The sequence below is a fragment of the Mesorhizobium marinum genome, assembly GCF_040813675.1.
Taxonomy (GTDB): domain Bacteria; phylum Pseudomonadota; class Alphaproteobacteria; order Rhizobiales; family Rhizobiaceae; genus Mesorhizobium_K; species Mesorhizobium_K marinum.
Window position 1 is genome coordinate 668,946 of sequence record NZ_JBFOCI010000002.1, and the last position, 18,072, is coordinate 687,017.

At 65.1% G+C, this 18,072-nt stretch carries 17 protein-coding genes; 5 read left to right on the top strand and 12 right to left on the bottom strand.

What is annotated here, in order from left to right; genetic code table 11:
- Positions 1-118: 118 nt before the first annotated feature.
- Entirely contained in the window at positions 119-904 is a 786-nt protein-coding gene (locus tag ABUE31_RS08805) for an aspartate dehydrogenase domain-containing protein (RefSeq protein ID WP_367723155.1), read from the bottom strand.
- A 250-nt stretch (positions 905-1,154) separates the two neighbouring features.
- Between ABUE31_RS08805 and ABUE31_RS08810 the strand changes: the two genes are divergently transcribed.
- The gene (locus ABUE31_RS08810; RefSeq protein ID WP_367723156.1) at positions 1,155-2,321 is read left to right on the top strand and encodes an aminotransferase class V-fold PLP-dependent enzyme; all 1,167 of its coding nucleotides are present in this window, start codon (positions 1,155-1,157) and stop codon (positions 2,319-2,321) included.
- Here the strand turns inward: ABUE31_RS08810 and ABUE31_RS08815 are convergent.
- From ABUE31_RS08815 to ABUE31_RS08860, 10 genes are all read right to left on the bottom strand, one after another.
- Positions 2,291-4,279: an ABC transporter permease subunit gene (locus ABUE31_RS08815; protein ID WP_367723157.1), complete on the bottom strand. Its 1,989-nt coding sequence runs from the start codon at positions 4,277-4,279 to the stop codon at positions 2,291-2,293. The genes ABUE31_RS08810 and ABUE31_RS08815 overlap by 31 nt on opposite strands.
- A gap of 12 nt (positions 4,280-4,291) precedes the next feature.
- On the bottom strand, positions 4,292-5,317 hold the full coding sequence (locus tag ABUE31_RS08820; protein WP_367723158.1) for an amino acid ABC transporter substrate-binding protein: 1,026 nt from the start codon (positions 5,315-5,317) through the stop codon (positions 4,292-4,294).
- Positions 5,318-5,766: 449 nt separating this feature from the next.
- Positions 5,767-6,564 (bottom strand): hypothetical protein, encoded by a 798-nt coding sequence (locus tag ABUE31_RS08825; RefSeq protein ID WP_367723159.1) that lies wholly within the window; start codon positions 6,562-6,564, stop codon positions 5,767-5,769.
- Positions 6,565-6,702: 138 nt separating this feature from the next.
- On the bottom strand, positions 6,703-7,767 hold the full coding sequence (locus ABUE31_RS08830; protein WP_367723160.1) for an ABC transporter ATP-binding protein: 1,065 nt from the start codon (positions 7,765-7,767) through the stop codon (positions 6,703-6,705).
- Entirely contained in the window at positions 7,767-8,555 is a 789-nt protein-coding gene (locus ABUE31_RS08835) for an ABC transporter permease (RefSeq protein ID WP_367723162.1), read from the bottom strand. The genes ABUE31_RS08830 and ABUE31_RS08835 overlap by 1 nt, the downstream gene beginning before the upstream one ends.
- Positions 8,555-9,418, bottom strand: coding sequence for an ABC transporter permease (locus tag ABUE31_RS08840; protein WP_367723164.1), 864 nt, complete (start codon positions 9,416-9,418; stop codon positions 8,555-8,557). The genes ABUE31_RS08835 and ABUE31_RS08840 overlap by 1 nt, the downstream gene beginning before the upstream one ends.
- Before the next feature lie 51 nt (positions 9,419-9,469).
- A complete protein-coding gene (locus ABUE31_RS08845; RefSeq protein ID WP_367723165.1) occupies positions 9,470-10,525 on the bottom strand; it encodes an ABC transporter substrate-binding protein in 1,056 nt (351 codons plus the stop codon).
- A gap of 26 nt (positions 10,526-10,551) precedes the next feature.
- Positions 10,552-11,523: a PfkB family carbohydrate kinase gene (locus tag ABUE31_RS08850; RefSeq protein ID WP_367723166.1), complete on the bottom strand. Its 972-nt coding sequence runs from the start codon at positions 11,521-11,523 to the stop codon at positions 10,552-10,554.
- Entirely contained in the window at positions 11,520-12,536 is a 1,017-nt protein-coding gene (locus ABUE31_RS08855; RefSeq protein ID WP_367723600.1) for an ADP-ribosylglycohydrolase family protein, read from the bottom strand. The genes ABUE31_RS08850 and ABUE31_RS08855 overlap by 4 nt, the downstream gene beginning before the upstream one ends.
- Positions 12,537-12,553: 17 nt before the next feature.
- Positions 12,554-13,279: a GntR family transcriptional regulator gene (locus ABUE31_RS08860; RefSeq protein WP_367723167.1), complete on the bottom strand. Its 726-nt coding sequence runs from the start codon at positions 13,277-13,279 to the stop codon at positions 12,554-12,556.
- A 376-nt stretch (positions 13,280-13,655) separates the two neighbouring features.
- On the opposite strand from ABUE31_RS08860, the gene ABUE31_RS08865 reads away from it, so the two are divergent.
- On the top strand, positions 13,656-14,702 hold the full coding sequence (locus ABUE31_RS08865; protein ID WP_367723168.1) for a proline racemase family protein: 1,047 nt from the start codon (positions 13,656-13,658) through the stop codon (positions 14,700-14,702).
- Between the two features lie 42 nt (positions 14,703-14,744).
- Here the strand turns inward: ABUE31_RS08865 and ABUE31_RS08870 are convergent, their stop codons facing one another.
- On the bottom strand, positions 14,745-15,218 hold the full coding sequence (locus ABUE31_RS08870) for a hypothetical protein (protein ID WP_437344091.1): 474 nt from the start codon (positions 15,216-15,218) through the stop codon (positions 14,745-14,747).
- A 390-nt stretch (positions 15,219-15,608) separates the two neighbouring features.
- On the opposite strand from ABUE31_RS08870, the gene leuD reads away from it, so the two are divergent.
- The 3 genes from leuD (at position 15,609) to leuB (ending at position 17,972) form a co-directional block, all read left to right on the top strand.
- The gene (leuD, locus tag ABUE31_RS08875) at positions 15,609-16,214 is read left to right on the top strand and encodes a 3-isopropylmalate dehydratase small subunit (RefSeq protein ID WP_367723169.1); all 606 of its coding nucleotides are present in this window, start codon (positions 15,609-15,611) and stop codon (positions 16,212-16,214) included.
- Positions 16,215-16,224: 10 nt separating this feature from the next.
- Positions 16,225-16,608 carry a RidA family protein gene (locus ABUE31_RS08880; protein WP_367723170.1) on the top strand — a complete coding sequence of 128 codons (384 nt, stop codon included), beginning with the start codon at positions 16,225-16,227 and terminating at the stop codon, positions 16,606-16,608.
- Positions 16,609-16,868: 260 nt separating this feature from the next.
- Positions 16,869-17,972, top strand: a complete 1,104-nt coding sequence (leuB, locus tag ABUE31_RS08885; protein WP_367723171.1) for a 3-isopropylmalate dehydrogenase — start codon at positions 16,869-16,871, stop codon at positions 17,970-17,972.
- Positions 17,973-18,072 lie beyond the last annotated feature (100 nt).

Genomic DNA, 18,072 nt, shown 5'->3' on the forward strand with positions numbered 1-18,072 from the left:
GATCGACGGCCCTCGTGCCAATAGTGAAACCGTCTCGCAGATCTGCGCCGGCCCCCCGCACCGACTCGCCTTGGTCACGGCATGGCGAACACAGCGGCATGCCGCAGTGCGCCTGAACTCAGGACGGATCGGCTAGATAATCTCTCAGGGACGCGGCGATGCTGAGCGCCGTGACCATCGAGCTTTTTGGGTTCGTCGGCGACGGCGCATTCACGAAACGCATGGACGCCCTCCCCGCCGCACTGTCGATCACGATTTCATGCGTGTTTCCTTCCGCCAGCGGATCGGCGACCACGCGCACGTTCAGCCGTGCCGGCCACGCCGCCTGCGCGATCGTGAACGCGGCGTTGAGGTTTTTCGGATATCGCCTGGCAGCCTCGTCCGGTGCGCCGTCGAACAGCACGACCTCGGACACGCTTGCATCCAGGTTGCGGGCGGCCAGCTCATCGCGCCATGCCGCTGGCGGCTTGCGCGACGTGTAGCCGATCTTCACATCCGGCAGCGTCGATACGGCCTTGACGTAGTCGAGCCCGCCAACCGCTCCCGAGGGGATAACGAAGCCTGCGCCGGACCTGGCACGGGCATCCGCAAGCTTCGCCATGAGCGCGTCGTCGGCCAGCGCGCCCACCGAAGCCAGGATAACCGGTATTCCGGCCCCGAGCAGCGCCGGAACATGGTCGGCGACGGCCTGATGGCCGGCGAGCTCGACGACGGCTGCCGGCCTGGCGGACAGCAGATCGTCGAGACTGGTCACAAGCCGGATGTTGCCGCCGACCGCGTATTTTTGCGGATCGCGAACGAGCGCTACCCAGGAGATCGCCTGGCTTCTCAAGCTTGCGACGAGCTCTTGCGCGAGGGCGCCGAAGCCGAGAATACCGACCACGGCCGGAGCTGCTGTTTTCATCTTTCAACAATCCATCAAACGTCAGAATCGCAAGTATCTGCAGTTGCGGCTTGTAGGACCCGGCTGTCCGTCCTGTCCATTTTTCCGATGCCTTCCTTCTGACCTGACAGACGTTGGAAAACGGGGCGCGGCTTCGCTTTACCGACGCGTGCCGCCGCTATAAGACAGCCCGGATCGCAAGGCTTGGCGCGTCCGTGCCGGTGTGCATCCCGGCATCCCTCTTCCCCAGCGAATCGAGGTTTCAATCAGAATGAACTCGCCCTGGCGCGCCGACTTCGACATTCCCGCCGAAGTCACCTATCTGAACGCCGCGTTCATGACGCCGATCCCGCGCAGGACGGCTGCGGTCGGCGAGGCAGGCGTGCGGGTCAAGCTTGCGCCCTGGGAATTGACCCGTGCGGCGTTCTATACGGATGTCGAGCGCGCCCGCGCGCAGGCGGCCAGCGTCATCAACGCTGCGGCGGAGGATATCGCCATCGTCGCTGCGACCAGCTACGGCATCGCAACGGCCGCGCGCAACATTGTCGCGCCTGCCGGCACGGCCATCGTCGGCATCGCCGGCGAGCATCCCTCCCAGACCTATGTATGGATGGAGCAGGCCGAAAAGACCGGCGCGACCTATGAACAGATCACGCGCGAAGCCGGCCAATCCTGGGCGGACGCGATCATCGCCCGGATCGGCGACGAAAGCCGCGCGCCGGTCTCCGTCCTCGCCCTCACCCAGGTTCACTGGTCGGATGGCTCCGTCGTGGACCTCGTGAAGGTAGCCGATGCGGCGCATGCCAGGGACATCGCCCTGACCATCGACGCAACCCAGTCGGCCGGCGTGATGGACCTCGACGTCAAGCGGATTCGTCCGGACTTCGTGGCCTTCGCCACCTATAAATGGCTGCTTGGGCCCTATGCGCTCGCCTTCCTTTACGCCGCGCCGCGGCGCCAGGATGGCGAACCGCTCGAGCAGCACGCATTCAGCCGGATGGGCGCCGACGGATATGTGAACCACTACGCCCGCGACCGCGACTTCATGCCCGGCGCGCGCCGCTACGACATGGGCGAGCGCGCCAATTTTGCGACGATCCCGATGGCGATCGAGTCGATCGCCTATCTTCATGAGATCGGCCTCGAGCGGGTGCGTGGCCATATCGAAAGCGTGACCGACGCGCTGGCTGCGCGGGCCTCGTCGCTTGGGGTCGAGGTTCTCGACAAATCCCTGCGCTCGCCGCACCTCCTGGGGCTGAAGGGCGGCGGCGACTTTTCCGACGGCGCGGTCAAGGCGATGGCTGAAGCCGGGATCGTCGTCAGCGCCCGCGACGGCACGGTCCGTGTCGGGCCGCACATCTACACCGAATCGACCGACGTCGATCGATACGGTGTTGCACTGGAAACCTATCTCAGCCGCTCGAAACGGCGGGTGTAGGCAACAAGGCCGTAGCAGATCACGAAATAGATCGCTGCGGTAAAACAATAGCCTTCCAGCGAGAACAGCCGCCAGACGGGATCCGCCACGGCGGCCTTCGTCGCTGCAAGGATATCGAGCAGCCCGACAATGAACACCAGCGAGGTGTCCTTGATCGCGCCGACGAACGTGTTGATGATCGCCGGCCATGAAATTCGGACCGCCTGCGGCAGGACGACCAGGATGAAGGTCCTGACAGGCCCCAGCCCCAGCGACCGCGCAGCTTCGCTCTGACCGCCCGGGACGCTCATGATCCCGGCACGGAAGACTTCGGCCATATAGGCGCTGGTGATCATGGTGAGGGCGAAGAGCGCCCGCCAGAACTTGTCGATCTGCCATCCGTCCGGAAGGACATAGGGAAGCAGGATCGCGATGGCGAACAGCAGGAAAATCTGCGGCACCGACCTGAAAATGTCGATGATCAGATAGGCCGTCTGCCGCAGAAGACCATTCTTCGACATGCGGGCCAGCGCAAGCGCAAGTCCGATGGGCACCGACAGGAACACCGTCAGCACCGCCAGCGCGATGGTGAGCGGCAGGCCGCCCCATTGGGTGAGCGCGACGGGCGTAAGCGAAGGGCCGCCGCCCATCAGCCAGTACCAGATGGCGACCGCCGCAACGGCGCTGCCCGCCGCCCGGAAGGGCACGGTGCGGATCAGCTTGGCCGTACTGACCAGTCCGAGAATCAGCACCGCCGTCGCAAGCACCGGCCGCCACCCCTCGCCCGCCGGATAAGGGCCAAGCAGCATCAGCCGGTATTTTTCCGTGATGACCGCCCAGCAGGCGCCGCTGGCCGCGTGGCAGGCTTCCGCCGTGCCTGACCAGACCGCGTCCAGGATCCCCCATCTGACGAGCGAGAACAAAAGCCACGCGCCGACGAGCGCAAGGACGAATGTCGCAATACGCCGGAACGGCGTTGCGACCCAATCGCCCCATGTCGCTTTCTCGGGCGCCGACAAGGAGACCGCCAGCGTCGGGTTTCCCTTTCGGACCCGGTGCCGGTGATAGAGGGCGAGCCCGCCCGACAACACAAAATTGAGAGCCAGGAAGACGATCACGACGATCAATGTTCCGAGCACCGCGTTGCCGCTCAGGTTGATCAGCGTATTCACGACGCCGACGAGGTCCGGAAATCCGATGGCCACCGCAAGCGAGGAGTTCTTTACCAGCGCAAGGAACTGATTGGTTGCGGGCGGAATGATGAAGCCGAGCGCTTGCGGCAGGACCACAAGGCGCATGCGCTGGAAAAACCGGAGGCCGAGCGCCTGCGCGGCGTCCACTTGCCCGCGCGGCACCGACATGATGCCGGCGCGGAAAATTTCGGCCAGGTAGCTCGCGTGGAACAGGGTGAGACCGAAGACAAGTGTGGTCAGCTCCGGGCTGACGGATATGCCGCCCTTGAAATTGAAGCCCACAAGTTCCGGAACGGACAACCCGCCATCGGAAAAGCCCGGCAGAAACAGGCCGCGATTGGACAGGAAGACCGATGGCAGGATTTCGATGGCGTCGCGCGCCGCCGGCAGATTGTTGATCAGCAGGCCGTACCAGAGGAACAGCTGCAGCACGACCGGCGTATTGCGTATCGGCTCGATGACGAGTCCCGCTGCAAAGCGAAAGCCGGGGAAGGACGACAGCCGCAGCATCGCCAGCACGAGGCCAAGGATCACCGACAGGATCGTGGCCATGAGTGCGACATGGACCGTGTTGGTAAGACCGGCCAGCAATGTCCAGAACAGCGGTTCGCCCGCGCTCACCGGAAAGAGCGATTCCGGGATCTGGAAACCGGCGCGCTGGCCAAGAATCTCGATGCTTCGGTCGATCAGCCCGGAGGCGTTTGCCCACCAGGCTATCAGAACGAGAATGGCGATCGCCGGAGCGATCGCCATCGAGCGGGAACGAAGCCCGACTGCGGAATGCATTCGGACGTCGCCTTACTGGATGGGGGCCGAATACATCAAGCCGCCATCGGTCCACAGCGCGTTCTGGCCACGGTCGAGCTTCAACGACGTATCGGGGCCGAGGTTGCGATTGAAGACCTCGCCATAGTTGCCGACAGCGGCAATCACGCGTGCTGCCCAGGCATCGTCGAGTCCGAAAGCCTTGCCGATCCCTTCCTGAACGCCAAGCAGCCGCTGGACCGCAGGGTTCTTGGAGGCCTTCTGCTCCTCGACATTGGCGCTCGTGACGCCGAGTTCTTCGGCTTCGATCAGGACGTTGCGCACCCATCCGGCGACCTTGTACCACTGGATGTCGTCGCTGCGCACGACCGGGGCCAGGGGCGACTTGGTGATGCGTTCGGGCAGGATGACAAAGTCGTCCGGGTTGCCGGCGCGCGCCGACCGGCTGGCCGAAAGCGTCGAGGCGTCGGACAGGTAGACGTCGCACCGCCCCGCGTAGAAGGCGGATTCCAGCTCCGGCAGGTTCTCGATGACCACGGACTTGAAGCTCATGGTGTTGGCTTCGAAATAGTCGACGAGATTCTGTTCGTTGACGGTGCCGGGCTGCACGCAGACCGTCGCGCCATCGAGTTCCGTCGACTTCTTCACGCCGAGAGAAGCAGGAACCATGAACGCCTGACCGTCGTAGAAGATCGGCTGGACAAAGAGCACGGGCAGCGTGCCGTCACGTGTCGACGTCACGGTCGTGTTGCGCGCCAGCACGTCGATGTCGCCTGTTTTCAGCACTTCGAAACGCTGGGCGGACGACAGGGGAACGAACTGAACCTTCGAGGCGTCGTTCAAAACGGCTGCGGCAAGCGCCTTGCAGTAGTCGACATCGAGACCCGACCAGTTGCCGTTGCTGTCGGGCAGCGACAGGCCGGCCGAACCCTGGCTGACGCCGCAGATCAACTCACCGCGCTGCTTGACCTTTTCGAGCTGCGTTTGGGCTTGAGCCGGCAGAGAAGCCAACGCAATGACGGCTCCCGCCATGATTGCGCTTGCGTACGGTATGCACATGATATCCTCGGAATTTTCAATGCTGGTTGCCCAGTAGGCATCCGGCGCGAATGCCGAACATCTACTGTTGGGCGGCTTAGGACGATTCGACCGATGCGAATCCGGTTGCGAGGGCGACCATGGAGGCGAATCCCGCTTCGTCTTCTCGCAACGCTACCCGATTGAAGTGCTTGAACCTTTCTGCAGCCTGTCCAATGCGGGCCCGGCCTTTGTAGATGGCCTTGGCAAAAAAGCCAGAGCATCTTCGAGAGGCGCAGCATCGGTTCATGTTGTCAGCCTTGAAGGCGCCGCCCTTGGAACTGATGGGGCCGTGCGAAGATGCGCGACAAAAGGCGAACACAGCTATCGTGCAGTGGCCGTTCTAGGCTCCAAAGGCTGCGACGCGCCATCGCTTTCAAGCCTTCTGATCTGCCACGGTTTCCCGGCGATCCGGGTGCGGCGGGCAACTGTCATTTCCTCACAGGGCCATAGTAGAGATTGCGGACCTTCATTCGCAGCCCGCTTCCCGGAAACGTCCGGAACGGGCTGTCGAGTCCGTGCTTCCTGTACTCGGTCCCGAAGCCGCCCAGTTTCGGACCGACCTGCCAGGAGATCGGCCGCCGCAGATTCTGGCGTTTCGGGTCGCACTGTAATTTTACGCGCTCGCCGCACCTGGGCGGGATGGCCGTCTGCTGGGCTGCGAGCTCGTAGACAATCTGGTCGTCGCAGGTGACGCGAAGAAGGCCATCGCTGCCTTTCGACCACTTCACGACCATAGTGAAACGCCGCCATTCGCCAAACGCTTCCGGCTTGAAGCAGTTCTTGTCCTCGAACTGGACGCCGCGCATCGTGTCCAGGTGCAGTTCATACATATGGTTCTTGACGGCGTTGATGCGCTGCCACTCGGCGATTAGCAGCGGGCTTCTCGGCTGGCCATAGGCGCTGTAGGTGAACGACGGATCGATCCAGATCTCCATCGAGTATTCGTAGGCGCCGCCAAGCTTCTGCTTGCTGCTCGTGTGAATCTGCGAACGCAGGTTGCCGTTCTTGCAATCGCTTTCTCCGCGCCCGTCGCCGTAGTCCTTCTTCGAGCAGTCGCCATTCATCAAGGTGAACGAGACGACCCCGTTGTCATGCTCGGGGCTGCGGCCCTGGAAGCTGGCTTCCGCAAAGCCGGTCGGCAGGGGCGACGCGCTGGCAATCGAGGGAAGAAGTGCCCACAGGGCGGCGCAGGCGGTCACGCAGCGCAGAATTGTTCCAGACCTCACAATCACCCCCCTTGGCAATCTCGCTCGTTGCCCTCGGTCGAATGATGGTCGAACACCGGCCCGGTGTCCAGAAAGCCCGGCCCTCAATGCCGCTGCGGGTCGTCCATCCCGCGTCGAATGCGCATGGTCTCCAATGCCCTACGCGGCGACGAACGCCGTGCTCTCGGGAGGCCAGGACAGCACGACATCCTGCCCTTCCTGCAACGCCGGCTGGCCGGCGTTCTGCACGTGCACCTTGACCGGATCGGAGCCGTCGCGCTCGACGAAGTAGGTGGTCGCATTGCCCGAGAAGATGCGTTTCGACACGCGCCCGGCAAGCCGGTTTCCGGTGGCGGAGCCGGCCGACGACACGGGTCGGATGGCGATGCGCTCGGGCCGCACGGCGCAACTCGCCCTGCCGTCGACCGGTTGCGCGACACCGGCGCCCACCGTAATCGCCGACCCGTCGGCGAGGCGGATGCCCCCGCCTTCAACGTCGCCGCTCAGGATGTTCGCGTCCCCCAGGAACGTCGCGACGAAGGCGGTGCGCGGACTGTCGTAGATTTCCTCCGGCCGCCCCTCCTGCACCAGCCGCCCGTCACGCAGGATGCCGATGCGGTCGCTCATCGTCAGGGCCTCTTCCTGATCGTGTGTCACGAAGATGGTCGTGATGCCGATCTCGCGCTGGATGCGCTTCAGCTCGATCTGCATGTCGACACGCAGCGCCTTGTCGAGCGCCGACAGCGGTTCGTCGAGCAGCAGCACCTGCGGCCGGGTGACGATTGCGCGCGCAAGCGCGACCCGCTGGCGCTGGCCGCCGGAAAGCTGGTTCGGCCGCCGGCCGCCGAGATTGCCGAGCTGGACGAGGTCGAGCGCGCGCGCCACCTCCTCGGCGATCGTCGCCCGGGCCACGCCGCGCACGGACAGGCCGAAGGCGACGTTGTCGGCGACGCTCATGTTGGGGAACAGGGCATAATTCTGGAATACCATGCCGATGCGACGCTTCTCGACCGGCACGCGCTCCACTCCCGCGCCGCCGATCGAGATCGTGCCGGCATCGGGAAAGTCGAAGCCGGCCACCATCCTGAGCAGTGTGGTCTTGCCGCTGCCGGACGGTCCGAGCAGCGCATAGAAGCCGCCGTCGGGAAAGGCGATCGAGACGTTGTCGAGCGCCTTGTGCGCGCCGAAACTGCGGGAAACCCCCTCGACCAGAACCTCGGCCATTACCTGTCTCCGCCGAATCTGAAGAAGCGCGCCGTGATGAGCATCAGGCCCATGGACACGACGATGATGATCGTCGAGACCGCGTTGATCTCCGGGGTGAAGCCCTTGCGGATCGCCGCGTAGATCTCGACGGGCAGCGTCGCCTGCCCGGGTGTGGCCAGAAAGTAGGAGACCACGAACTGGTCGAACGACACGGCGAAAGCGAAGAGCGCGCCGGCGATCACTCCCGGCATGATCCATGGAAGGGTGACGCGCCGCGTCACCTGCCACTGGCTTGCTCCGAGCGACCGGGCGGCCTCCTCGAGTTCTGGCGCAAAGGTCCTCAGCCTGGCCGACACCACCACGATCACATACGGCAGTGCGAGCGCGACATGGCCGAGCAGGATTGCGTGCAGGCCGCGCCCGATGCCGACGCCGAAGAAGAAGATCAGCATCGCCGTGCCGGTGATCAGCCAGGGGATGGCGATCGGCGGGAAAAGCAGCGCCTGGAGCAGCTTCTTGCCGCGGAACTCGTAGCGGAACAGCGCGATCGATGCCGCCGTGCCGAGAAGCGTTGCGATCAGTGTCGTCAGGACGGCGATCTCGATGCTGTTCCAGGTCGCGGCGAGCAACTGGGCATTGCCCGACAGGGCCGAATACCAGGCTGTCGTCCATTCGAAGGGCAGCTGGTAGAACGGCGAGGCGTTAAAAGACATCAGGGCCATGATGACGATCGGCAGGTAGAGGAAGGCGAGCAGCAGGCCGACATAGAAGCGGCCAAGTCCTTCCAGGGCGCGCGTCGCGAACACTACTGGGCCCTCCTGATGACCGGCGAAGCCGCTGCCAGGATAAGAAGCACGACGCTGAGCAGGATGAAGGAGAGCGCCGCGCCGAGCGGCCAGTTGAAGACGGCGACGAACTGATCCTCGATCACCGTACCGTAGAAGGTTCCGGTGCGCCCGCCGAGAATGCGGGGCTCCATGAAGGAACCGACGACGGGTACGAAGATGAGCACCGCACCGGCGACCAGCCCGGGCATCGACAGCGGCAGGACGAGACGCCGCAGCACCTGGAGGCGCGATGCGCCGAGCGACCGCGCTGCCTCGATGAGGGAATCGTCGATAGCCTGCAGGGTCAGGTAGCAGGTGAGCACCATGTACGGGACATAGGAATGGACCAGGCCGATGATGACGGCCGGATAGGAATACATGAGGTCGATGTTGACCTTGAAGGGCAGTACGGCATTGAGCGCCGTATCGAGGATGCCGCCCTCGCGCAGCACCATGGCCCAGGAGAAGACGCGCACCAGTCCGTTCGACCAGAAGGGCAGGATAACCAGCAGGAAGATCGCCTCGCGCCCTCGTCCCTTGAGGACCTTGGCAAGCACATAGGCGGCGGGAAAGCCGATGAGCGCTGACCAGAACGTGACCTCGAGCCCGAGCCGCAGCGACGCCCAAAGCAGCGTCGGGTAGAGCGAGGTCGAGAAGAAGGCGGCATAGTTGCGAAGCGTAAACGACCAGTCCCGGCCGGCCATGGGCAGGTCGGTCATGAAGGAGAAAAAGGCCATGGCCGACAGCGGCAGGAAAATCGCCACTGCCAGCCAGAGATAGGCGGGAGAGAGAAGCGGCAGCGCGGGGGCGATGCCGCTTCGGCCTGCTAGCGCTGACGCCATGTTCCCTCCTCGCCGAACGAACCGGCGGTCAGCCGGCTTTCGAAGCCTGCCCTACTTCGCGTTGACCTTGAGTTCCTGCCAGACCGCCAGGTAGGCCTCGCGCTGGGCGTCGGTGATCGGCGCCTGGAACTGGATGCGCTTGGCCACTTCGGGGCTGCCCATCACCGCGCGGTTGAAGGAATCCTCAGGCAGCGCCGCGAGGGCCTTGTCGTTGGCTGAGACGGGTGCGCCGACCTTGGTGACCCATTCGACGTAGAACTGCGGGTCGATCATGTAGTTGATGAACGCCTGCGCACCCTCGACATTGTCGGAGCCGGTCGGGATCGAGAAGGCGTCGAGCCAGCCGACCGCGCCTTCCTCCGGGATGACCAGCGAGACCGGCAGCTTGAACTGTGTCTTCGCGCGATCCGCCGAGCCCGACCAGTAGGTGCCGACGTCGATCTGGTTCGACGCCACCATCTGGTTCCAGTCGTTTTCGGAACTCCAGAAAGTCCTGATCTGCGGTATCAGTGATGTCAGCTTCGCCTTGACGGCGTCCATGTCCTTGATGTCGTTGATATTCTGTCCGGTCGCGATGGCCCCGAACTGGATCGCCTCGACCGCATCGTCGCGGATGACGACGCGGCCCTTGCGCGCCTCGTCCCACATCACGGATATGCTGGTCGGCGGCGTCTCGAACGACTTGTCGTTGATGGCAAGCGCCGTCAGGCCCCAGACCCACGGCACGCCATACGCACTGCCGTCGCGGTTGAGCATCGGCGACTGCGCCTTTTCCGCGCTGACGTCAACCGCGTTCGGGATCTTCGAGACGTCGACCGGCTGGATCAGCTTCTCGTCGATCGCCTGCCCGGTAAAGGCTGCGTTGATCATCACCACGTCATAGAGGCCCGGGTTGGTCCTCAGCTTGGTGAGCATCTCCTGTTCGGAATTGAAGAAGTCGTTGACCACCTTGTGGCCGGTTGCCTGTTCGAAGGCCGCGACGGCCCAGGGCTCGTCCGCGCCATATCCCTTCCAGTTGAGCACGTGCAGATCCGCCGCGTTCGCCGGGACGGACAGGGCGGCAGCGAGCATGGCGGTTGCCGCCAGCAATGGAGTTGAATGCTTCATCGACGTTCCTCTCTTTGTGTTGTCGTTCAGGCTGTCATTCTCGTGCGGCGCCCGACAGCGGTCGCTTCGTTCGGGCGGGCTGCAAGGAATTCGCGGATTTCATCGTCCGTCGGCGCCGAGGAGCCGCCGCGTCGCGTGACCGAGATGGCGGCCGCGGCATTTGCGTATCGCAGCGCGTCCAGCGGCGCGTCACCGCGGGCAAGCACACTCACGAAGGCGCCGATATGCGTATCGCCGGCCCCATTGGTGTCGATCGCGGTCACCTTGAACGCAGGCACCGACGCCGCCGTGCCGTCCCGCAGATGCAGCAGCGCGCCGGCGCCGCCGCCGCGGACGATTGTGCCGGCAGCCAGCGGGCAGTGGTGCGGGACAAGCGCGGCTGCATCGGCCCGGGCGTCGCCCGATCCGGCAATGACCGCCGCTTCGGCGTTGTTGCAGCTCAGCCAGGTCGTTCTTGCCAGGACGCGCCTCAGGATACCCCCGGGGATGTCGGCGACGACAGGTGACGGATCGAAGACCAGCGGGACGTCCGCCGGCAGCGCCTCGATCCAGTCCGCCAGCGCGGTCCGGCTGCCCGGATAGCTCAGCGTGTAACCGGAGACGAAGACCCAGTCGCCGGGCTCCAGCGAAACGGCCGCGAGGTCGGCCTCGGTCAGAACGCTCTCGGACCCCGGCCAGGAGACGAAGGTTCTTTCGGCATCGTCGGTCACAAGCACGACGGAGTTGCCGCTGTCGGCGCCTTCGGCCGCTGGCAGCGCGACCGAGACACCTTCGCGCGCGAGCGCTGCCCGAAGGAAGTCTCCGTCCGGTCCGCTCCCGTGCCTTCCTGCGAACACAACGGCCATGCCGGTTCGCCGCGCGGCGGCCATCATGTTGAAGCCGCCACCGGCCAGCCGCTCATGGCTCACGGCCGTCTTCTCGGCGCCCGGCGCCGGCAGCGCGTCCAAGCGGTAGACATAGTCGACGACGACGCTGCCGGCATGGACGAGGCGGGTCATGCCGCGACCCTTCCGTCCGGCCGATCGAAGCGCGCCGCCACAAGCTCGGCGGCGAGCAGGCGCACCGCCTCGACGTCCAGTCCCTTCAGCTCGGCGATCCTGCCGGCAGGCAGGCTCGCCATGCCCGCGCAGGCTCCGGCCATGCCTGCCGCAATGGCCCCGATCGTGTCGGTATCGCCACCGAGATTCGCACCGACGACCGCAGCCCGCCACGGATCGCCCGCGGCAAGTTCGAGCACGGCGAAGGCGGCGGGCACCGACTCCGCGGCCGCGACGCCGGTACCGATCCGCTCCACGATCAGCGGGATGGCTTCCGCCTCCGGCCTGCCGCGGACGAGATCGCGCGCGTCCCGGATCAGTCGCGCGACATCGGCGCGCGCACTTCCGTCGCCGAGATTGGCGCCGCGCAGGGCGGCATGCTCTGCGCAATCGACGGCCTCGCGCCAGTTGCCGCCGGCGACGCCGCAGCTGACGGCCGCCGCGACCGCGGACGCCGTGGCGATGGCGATCGGCGTGTTGTGGGTCGCAGAGCAGGTCTCGGCCACCTTGGCGACCAGTGCCTCGAGAGGCTCGAACGGCATGACGATGCCCACCGGCGCGATCCGCATGGCCGCACCGTTGGTATCGCCGCCGCGGCCCGCGTCCTCGGGAGAGGCCCCGGCATTGATGGCGTCGAGCGCTCTTTTGGTGGACGGGCCAAGCAGGTCGTAGCTGCCGCGCGCCTTCACCTCCCGCTCCCAGCTCACCAGCGCATCGACCCAGCGCCGGTGGTCGAACACCGCGCCCGATTCCAGCAGCACCCGTCCGAGCAGAAGCGTCTGCTCGGTATCGTCGGTGATCGCTCCGGCAGGCAGGCCCCTTGAAACTGGGTGATCGTCCGATGGTGCAACGAAGCGGTCGACAAAGCCGTAGGTTCGGTCGATTTCCTCCGGCGTGAGCAACTGGGTCGGCATGCCCAGCGCATCGCCGAGCGCGCCGCCAAGCAGCGCGGCCGTGGCGCGATCGATCGCCATGCTCCTGCCGGTCACGCTCAGAACTCCAGATGCAGCGCGAAATGCGCCGGGTTGAGCAGGCTGGTGACATACTCGATCAACCGCCCGTCTTCGGTCCGGGTAAGGCGGCGTGTGCGCAGGAAGGGCGCGCCAACAGGACAGCCCAGGATCGCGGCGTCTTCCGCAGTGAGCATCTCGAGATCGGCCCACTCCTCGCCGCCGGCAGGGATCAGCCCCGCACTGCGGAGCGTCTTGTGAAGGGAGCCTTCGCGCAGACCCTTGAGCGGGATTTCCTCCAGTTCCGGCGAGAGCGGCAGGCGCGAACGTTCGATGGAGATTGCGTGGCCGTCATTCGCGTTGCTGCGAACACGGTCGACCGCGATGAAATCGGGGTTCGCGATGCCGAGGCGCTCGGCAAGCGCCGCGTCGCGGATGACTTCGAGCCTGAGCGTGCGGGCCTCCGCGTTCGCGCCCGCGTCGGCAAGCGCCTTCGACCAGCCGATTGCATCGTCCACCATCTTGCCGTCGAAGGTGACGAAGGATCCGATGCCGACCCGCGTCGTTATCAGCCCGCGGCTGGACAGTTCCTCGAGGCCCTTGCGTACGGTGTTGCGGCTGACGGAAAAGCGCTGGACGAGTTCATTCTCGCTTTGCAGGCGCTCGCCGAAGCCGATTGCTCCTGTACGGATTTCCCGCTCCAGGACAGTGGCGATGCGCTCGGGCTTGGCTACGCCCGGCGACAGGACGGCGGCTTTTCGCACCATATACAGACCTGTTCATTGAACCTGTACAGTCCTGTTCAATAGCAATCAGTCCACGCGGCTGTCAATCCGAGTGCACGTTCCACCCCGGCAAGCCTTGGATGGGTGTCGCCACGATCATCCGGATCGTCTACGGTCAGGCGGACCGCGACCGTCTTGCGACCAACACCGGCTTGCGCCCGGGAACCACTTCAATCGTTCGATGCGGAAGCGAACCGAGGGACAAGCCGGACAGCATGAAGCAAATCGGCATCATACGCGTCGGCAAGGCTGCCACGCCGACAATCGGCCTCGACCGCCCGGCGACGCGGGACGAAGCCTCCAACGCCGCCGCTGGCGCATCCTGCGCCGGCGCCACGACCATAGAGGCGAGGTGGTCTTGGTAAGACTCGTTCAGGGGACTCCCACCGCCTTCGGGGGCGCCATCGAGACGATCGAGATGCACACCGGCGGCGAACCGGTGCGCATCGTCACGTCTGGCTATCCGCCGATCCCCGGCGCCACCATCCTCGACAAGCGCCGCTACGCGCGTGATCATCTCGATCACCTCAGACACATGCTGATGTTCGAGCCGCGCGGCCACTACGACATGTATGGCGTCCTGCCGGTCGAACCGGATCTCGCGGACGCCGACCTTGCCGTCCTCTTCATGCACAATGAGGGCTATTCGACCATGTGCGGCCATGCCGCCATCGCCCTCGGCCGCTACGCCGTGGATGCCGGCATCGTCGCGCCGACCGCGCCCGAGACGATCGTCAGGCTGCAGTGCCCGTGCGGCATGGTGGTCTTGAGGGTCGCCGTCGAGCAGACGCCGACCGGCTACGTCACCGGAGCTGCAGCCTTCGAGAGCGTGCCGTCTTTCGCCTTCCTGCTGGACGGGCGCGCCGACGTGCCCGGCGTCGGAGCGGTGCCCTACGACATCGGCTATGGCGGCGCCTTCTACGCGCTGGTCGATGCTGCCGCGGTGGGGCTCGACCTCGCCGAGACACCGCTCGACAGGCTGGTCGACGTCGCGGACGGCATCACGAAGCATGTCGCGGCGACCGTCACGCTGGAGCATCCCGACGACGCGGATCTCGCCTTTCTCTACGGCACCATCCTGACCGACGGCGGCAACGGCCGGGCCGGTCGCGCGAGCCGCAACGTCTGCGTCTTCGCCGAACGCGAGGTCGACCGCAGCCCGACCGGCAGCGGCGTGTCGGCCCGGATCGCCGTGCAATGCGCGCGCGGCCTGCCGATGGGCGAGCCGTGCACCTTCGAGAGCCTGACCGGCGCGGTGTTTTCGGCGACACCGGTCCGGCGAGACCAGGTCGGCCACTTCGATGCGGTTCGCGTCGAAGTGGGCGGGCACGCCTATTATTGCGGTCGCTCGAGCTTCACGGTCGAGAACGGCGATCCGCTCGGCGGCGGCTTCCTGCTGCGCTGAGACCGCGCTGCAGGAAGACCCGCCGCCAACGGCGCTGCGCCTCTACGGGTTCTTGGCCTGCTGGCAGGCCCGCAGCGACTTGAACGCGGCGTCGGTCCCGACCAGGCTGACGACGATGGGCTCGCGCCCCTCGGGCATGATGGTCAGGGTCATCTTCTTCGCCAGGTCATAGATGAAATCGACGTTGTTGACGGGCACCACGCCGCCACGGAAACCCGGCATCTGCTGCCCCGTCGCGGTTCCCGAGAACCGTTCGCCGTCGACATCGAAGATGACCTTCAGCAGATCGCCCTGGCCGACATCCGAGTCCGCCTTGGTATAGAGGGCCATGTAGCCGATCCGCTGCGCTCCCGTGGCGTCGATCCCCATTTCGAGCTGGACCTCGTCCGACAGCTTCTTGGCCACCAGGCAGCCCGGGCCCATGTTGTCGTTGACGAAGATATCCCAGCCCGCCTCCGAGCCGTATTTCGAGGTCTGCGCGTTCGAGCCGCCGACGATCATGGTTGCTGTCGCCAAGGCTACGCCAATCCGGGTAAGCGTTTTCATAGGTGACTCCTGTTGACGATGCATGCCTGCCGATGACGCATCCCGGGACCGTCGAACCTGGCGCTTCGCTCCGGGACCTGCAGCCATCATTTCTCGAGAGTACGCCGGAAACAGGCAATTGACAGCTGCCATGTCTAGCACACCGGCCGGCACTGTTCATCCCGTTTTCTGGACGCGCTCAAGAAGAACGCCAGCTTGCGCGCGAAATTCCAAGAACCGCCGCGTATGACTACTCCGATACATGGCGCGCTACTTGCCGGATGCCTCCGGCGAACGCGCGGCGCGCCCCCTTTGATTCCCCGCGCGTCTTTGTGTAAAGCGACTGCCAGCGAAAAACGGGCCGGAAAGGCGTCTCGAGACATGGACAAGTTCACCAAGCTGACCGGCGTTGCCGCGCCGTTGCCGATCGTCAATGTCGACACCGACATGATCATCCCCAAGGATTATCTCAAGACGATCAAGCGAACCGGCCTCAGCGTGGGACTGTTCGCGGAGATGCGCTTCAACGATGACGGCTCGGAGAATCCCGACTTCGTGCTGAACAAGCCCGCCTACCGCAATGCGCAGATCCTGGTCGCCGGCGACAACTTCGGCTGCGGCTCGAGCCGCGAGCACGCGCCGTGGGCGCTGCTCGACTTCGGCATCCGCTGCGTGATCTCCACCAGCTTCGCCGACATCTTCTACAACAACTGCTTCAAGAACGGCATCCTGCCGGTCACCGTCAGCCAGGAGGACCTGGACAAGCTGATGGACGACGCCTCGCGCGGCGCCAACGCGACGATCACGGTCGATCTGGACGCCAAGGAAATTCGCGGGCCGGACGGCGGCGTCATCAAGTTCGACCTCGACGAGTTCAAGCGCCACTGCCTGCTCAACGGCCTGGACGACATCGGCCTGACCATGGAAAAGGCGCCGGCTATCGCCACCTATGAGCAAAAGCTGGCTGAAAGCCGTCCCTGGGCGTGACCGGAACCGCATGCGCAAGCTGATCTCGACCGGCTCCCCCTTCGAAAAGACCGCAGGCTACAGCCGCGCGGTCGTCCAGGGCGAATGGTGCTTCGTCGCCGGCACGACCGGCTACGACTACGCGACGATGACCATGCCCGAGAGCGTGGAGGACCAGACGCGCAACTGTCTCGCCACGATCGGCAAGGCGCTGGCGCAGGGCGGCTTCTCCTTTGCGGATGTCGTACGGGCGCACTACTACATCACCGACCAGAGCTACGCCGACATCGTCTTTCCGATCCTGGGCGAGACGTTCGGCGACATCAGGCCGGCTGCGACGATGATCGTTTGCCAGCTCAACAAGCCGGAAATGAAGATCGAGATCGAGGTGACCGCCCTGCGGCGCCCGGCTTGACGCCCGCATGGCCCTCGGCATCCACCATGTGACGCTGATCACGCGCCGGGTGCAGTCCAACGTCGATTTTTATGCTGCGGCAACTCGGGGCCAAAGTGGATGCGGTCGCCCTCGAGGGCGGCCACGATCTGACCGGGCAGGACAGCGTCGCCGTGGCCCGCTGGCGATCTGAACTGGGCTTTTGACGCTTGCGTCCCGACCGCGCGGCGTTTAGCAAGGCACCGTTTTCCAACCCATAGTTCCATATGCAGGGGCGCTTCATGGCATCGAAAAAACTCTTCCTCCTTCCCGGCGACGGCATCGGTCCCGAGGCCATGGGAGAGGTCAAGAAGCTGATCGCCGCCATGAACCAGAAGTTCGCCAGCGGGTTCGAGATCGATGAAGGCCTGGTCGGCGGCTCGGCCTACGACGCACACGGCCAGGCTATCTCCGAAGACGACATGGCGAAGGCGCTCGCCGCCGACGCCGTGCTGTTCGGCGCGGTCGGCGGTCCGAAATGGGACGCCGTGCCCTACGAGGTCCGCCCCGAGGCCGGCCTCCTCAGGCTTCGCAAGGACCTGGAGCTCTTCGCCAACCTTCGCCCCGCCATCTGCTACCCGGCGCTCGCCGCCTCCTCTTCGCTCAAGCAGGAGGTCGTCGAAGGCCTCGACATTCTGATCGTGCGCGAACTGACCGGCGGCGTCTATTTCGGCGAGCCGAAGGAGATCATCGACCTCGGCAACGGCCAGAAACGCGGCATCGACACGCAGGTCTACGACACGTTCGAGATCGAGCGCATCTCGGGCGTCGCCTTCGAGCTGGCGCGTACCCGCAGGAACCACGTGACGTCGATGGAAAAGCGCAACGTCATGAAGTCGGGCGTCCTGTGGAACGAGGTCGTCACGGCCACCCACAAGGCGAAGTACGCCGACGTCAAGCTGGACCACATGCTGGCCGATGCCGGCGGGATGCAGCTCGTTCGCTGGCCCAAGCAGTTCGACGTCATCGTCACCGACAACCTGTTCGGCGACATGCTGTCCGATATCGCGGCGATGCTGACCGGTTCGATCGGCATGCTGCCGTCGGCTTCGCTCGGTGCGCCCGACGCCAAGACCGGCAAGCGCAAGGCGTTGTACGAACCGGTGCACGGTTCCGCACCCGACATCGCCGGCCAGGGCATCGCCAATCCCATCGCGATGCTGGCCTCGTTCGGCATGTGCCTGCGCTACTCCTTCGGCATGGTCGAGGAGGCCGCAAGGCTGGATGCGGCGATCGCCGCCGTCCTCGATTCCGGGCTGCGCACCAGGGACATCATGTCGGACGGCATGACCGAGGTCGGCACGGTCGCCATGGGCGACGCCATCATCGCCAGGTTCCTGGCCTGAACGAACGCTTTCGATAGGCACACAGACGACCGCCCACCGGCGCGGGCGGTCGTCTGGCTCTCAACTACGTCGCTTTTGCCGCTACCGGACGCGCTGCGTG

Coding starts and splice junctions, on each gene's coding strand:
- ABUE31_RS08805 (WP_367723155.1), bottom strand. CDS start 904: ATGAAAACAGCAGCTCCGGCCGTGGTCGGTATTCTCGGCTTCGGCGCC.
- ABUE31_RS08845 (WP_367723165.1), bottom strand. CDS start 10,525: ATGAAGCATTCAACTCCATTGCTGGCGGCAACCGCCATGCTCGCTGCC.
- leuB (WP_367723171.1), top strand. CDS start 16,869: ATGGCATCGAAAAAACTCTTCCTCCTTCCCGGCGACGGCATCGGTCCC.
- ABUE31_RS08810 (WP_367723156.1), top strand. CDS start 1,155: ATGAACTCGCCCTGGCGCGCCGACTTCGACATTCCCGCCGAAGTCACC.
- ABUE31_RS08840 (WP_367723164.1), bottom strand. CDS start 9,418: ATGGCGTCAGCGCTAGCAGGCCGAAGCGGCATCGCCCCCGCGCTGCCG.
- leuD (WP_367723169.1), top strand. CDS start 15,609: ATGGACAAGTTCACCAAGCTGACCGGCGTTGCCGCGCCGTTGCCGATC.
- ABUE31_RS08850 (WP_367723166.1), bottom strand. CDS start 11,523: ATGACCCGCCTCGTCCATGCCGGCAGCGTCGTCGTCGACTATGTCTAC.
- ABUE31_RS08830 (WP_367723160.1), bottom strand. CDS start 7,767: ATGGCCGAGGTTCTGGTCGAGGGGGTTTCCCGCAGTTTCGGCGCGCAC.
- ABUE31_RS08815 (WP_367723157.1), bottom strand. CDS start 4,279: ATGCATTCCGCAGTCGGGCTTCGTTCCCGCTCGATGGCGATCGCTCCG.
- ABUE31_RS08820 (WP_367723158.1), bottom strand. CDS start 5,317: ATGTGCATACCGTACGCAAGCGCAATCATGGCGGGAGCCGTCATTGCG.
- ABUE31_RS08860 (WP_367723167.1), bottom strand. CDS start 13,279: ATGGTGCGAAAAGCCGCCGTCCTGTCGCCGGGCGTAGCCAAGCCCGAG.
- ABUE31_RS08855 (WP_367723600.1), bottom strand. CDS start 12,536: ATGGCGATCGATCGCGCCACGGCCGCGCTGCTTGGCGGCGCGCTCGGC.
- ABUE31_RS08880 (WP_367723170.1), top strand. CDS start 16,225: ATGCGCAAGCTGATCTCGACCGGCTCCCCCTTCGAAAAGACCGCAGGC.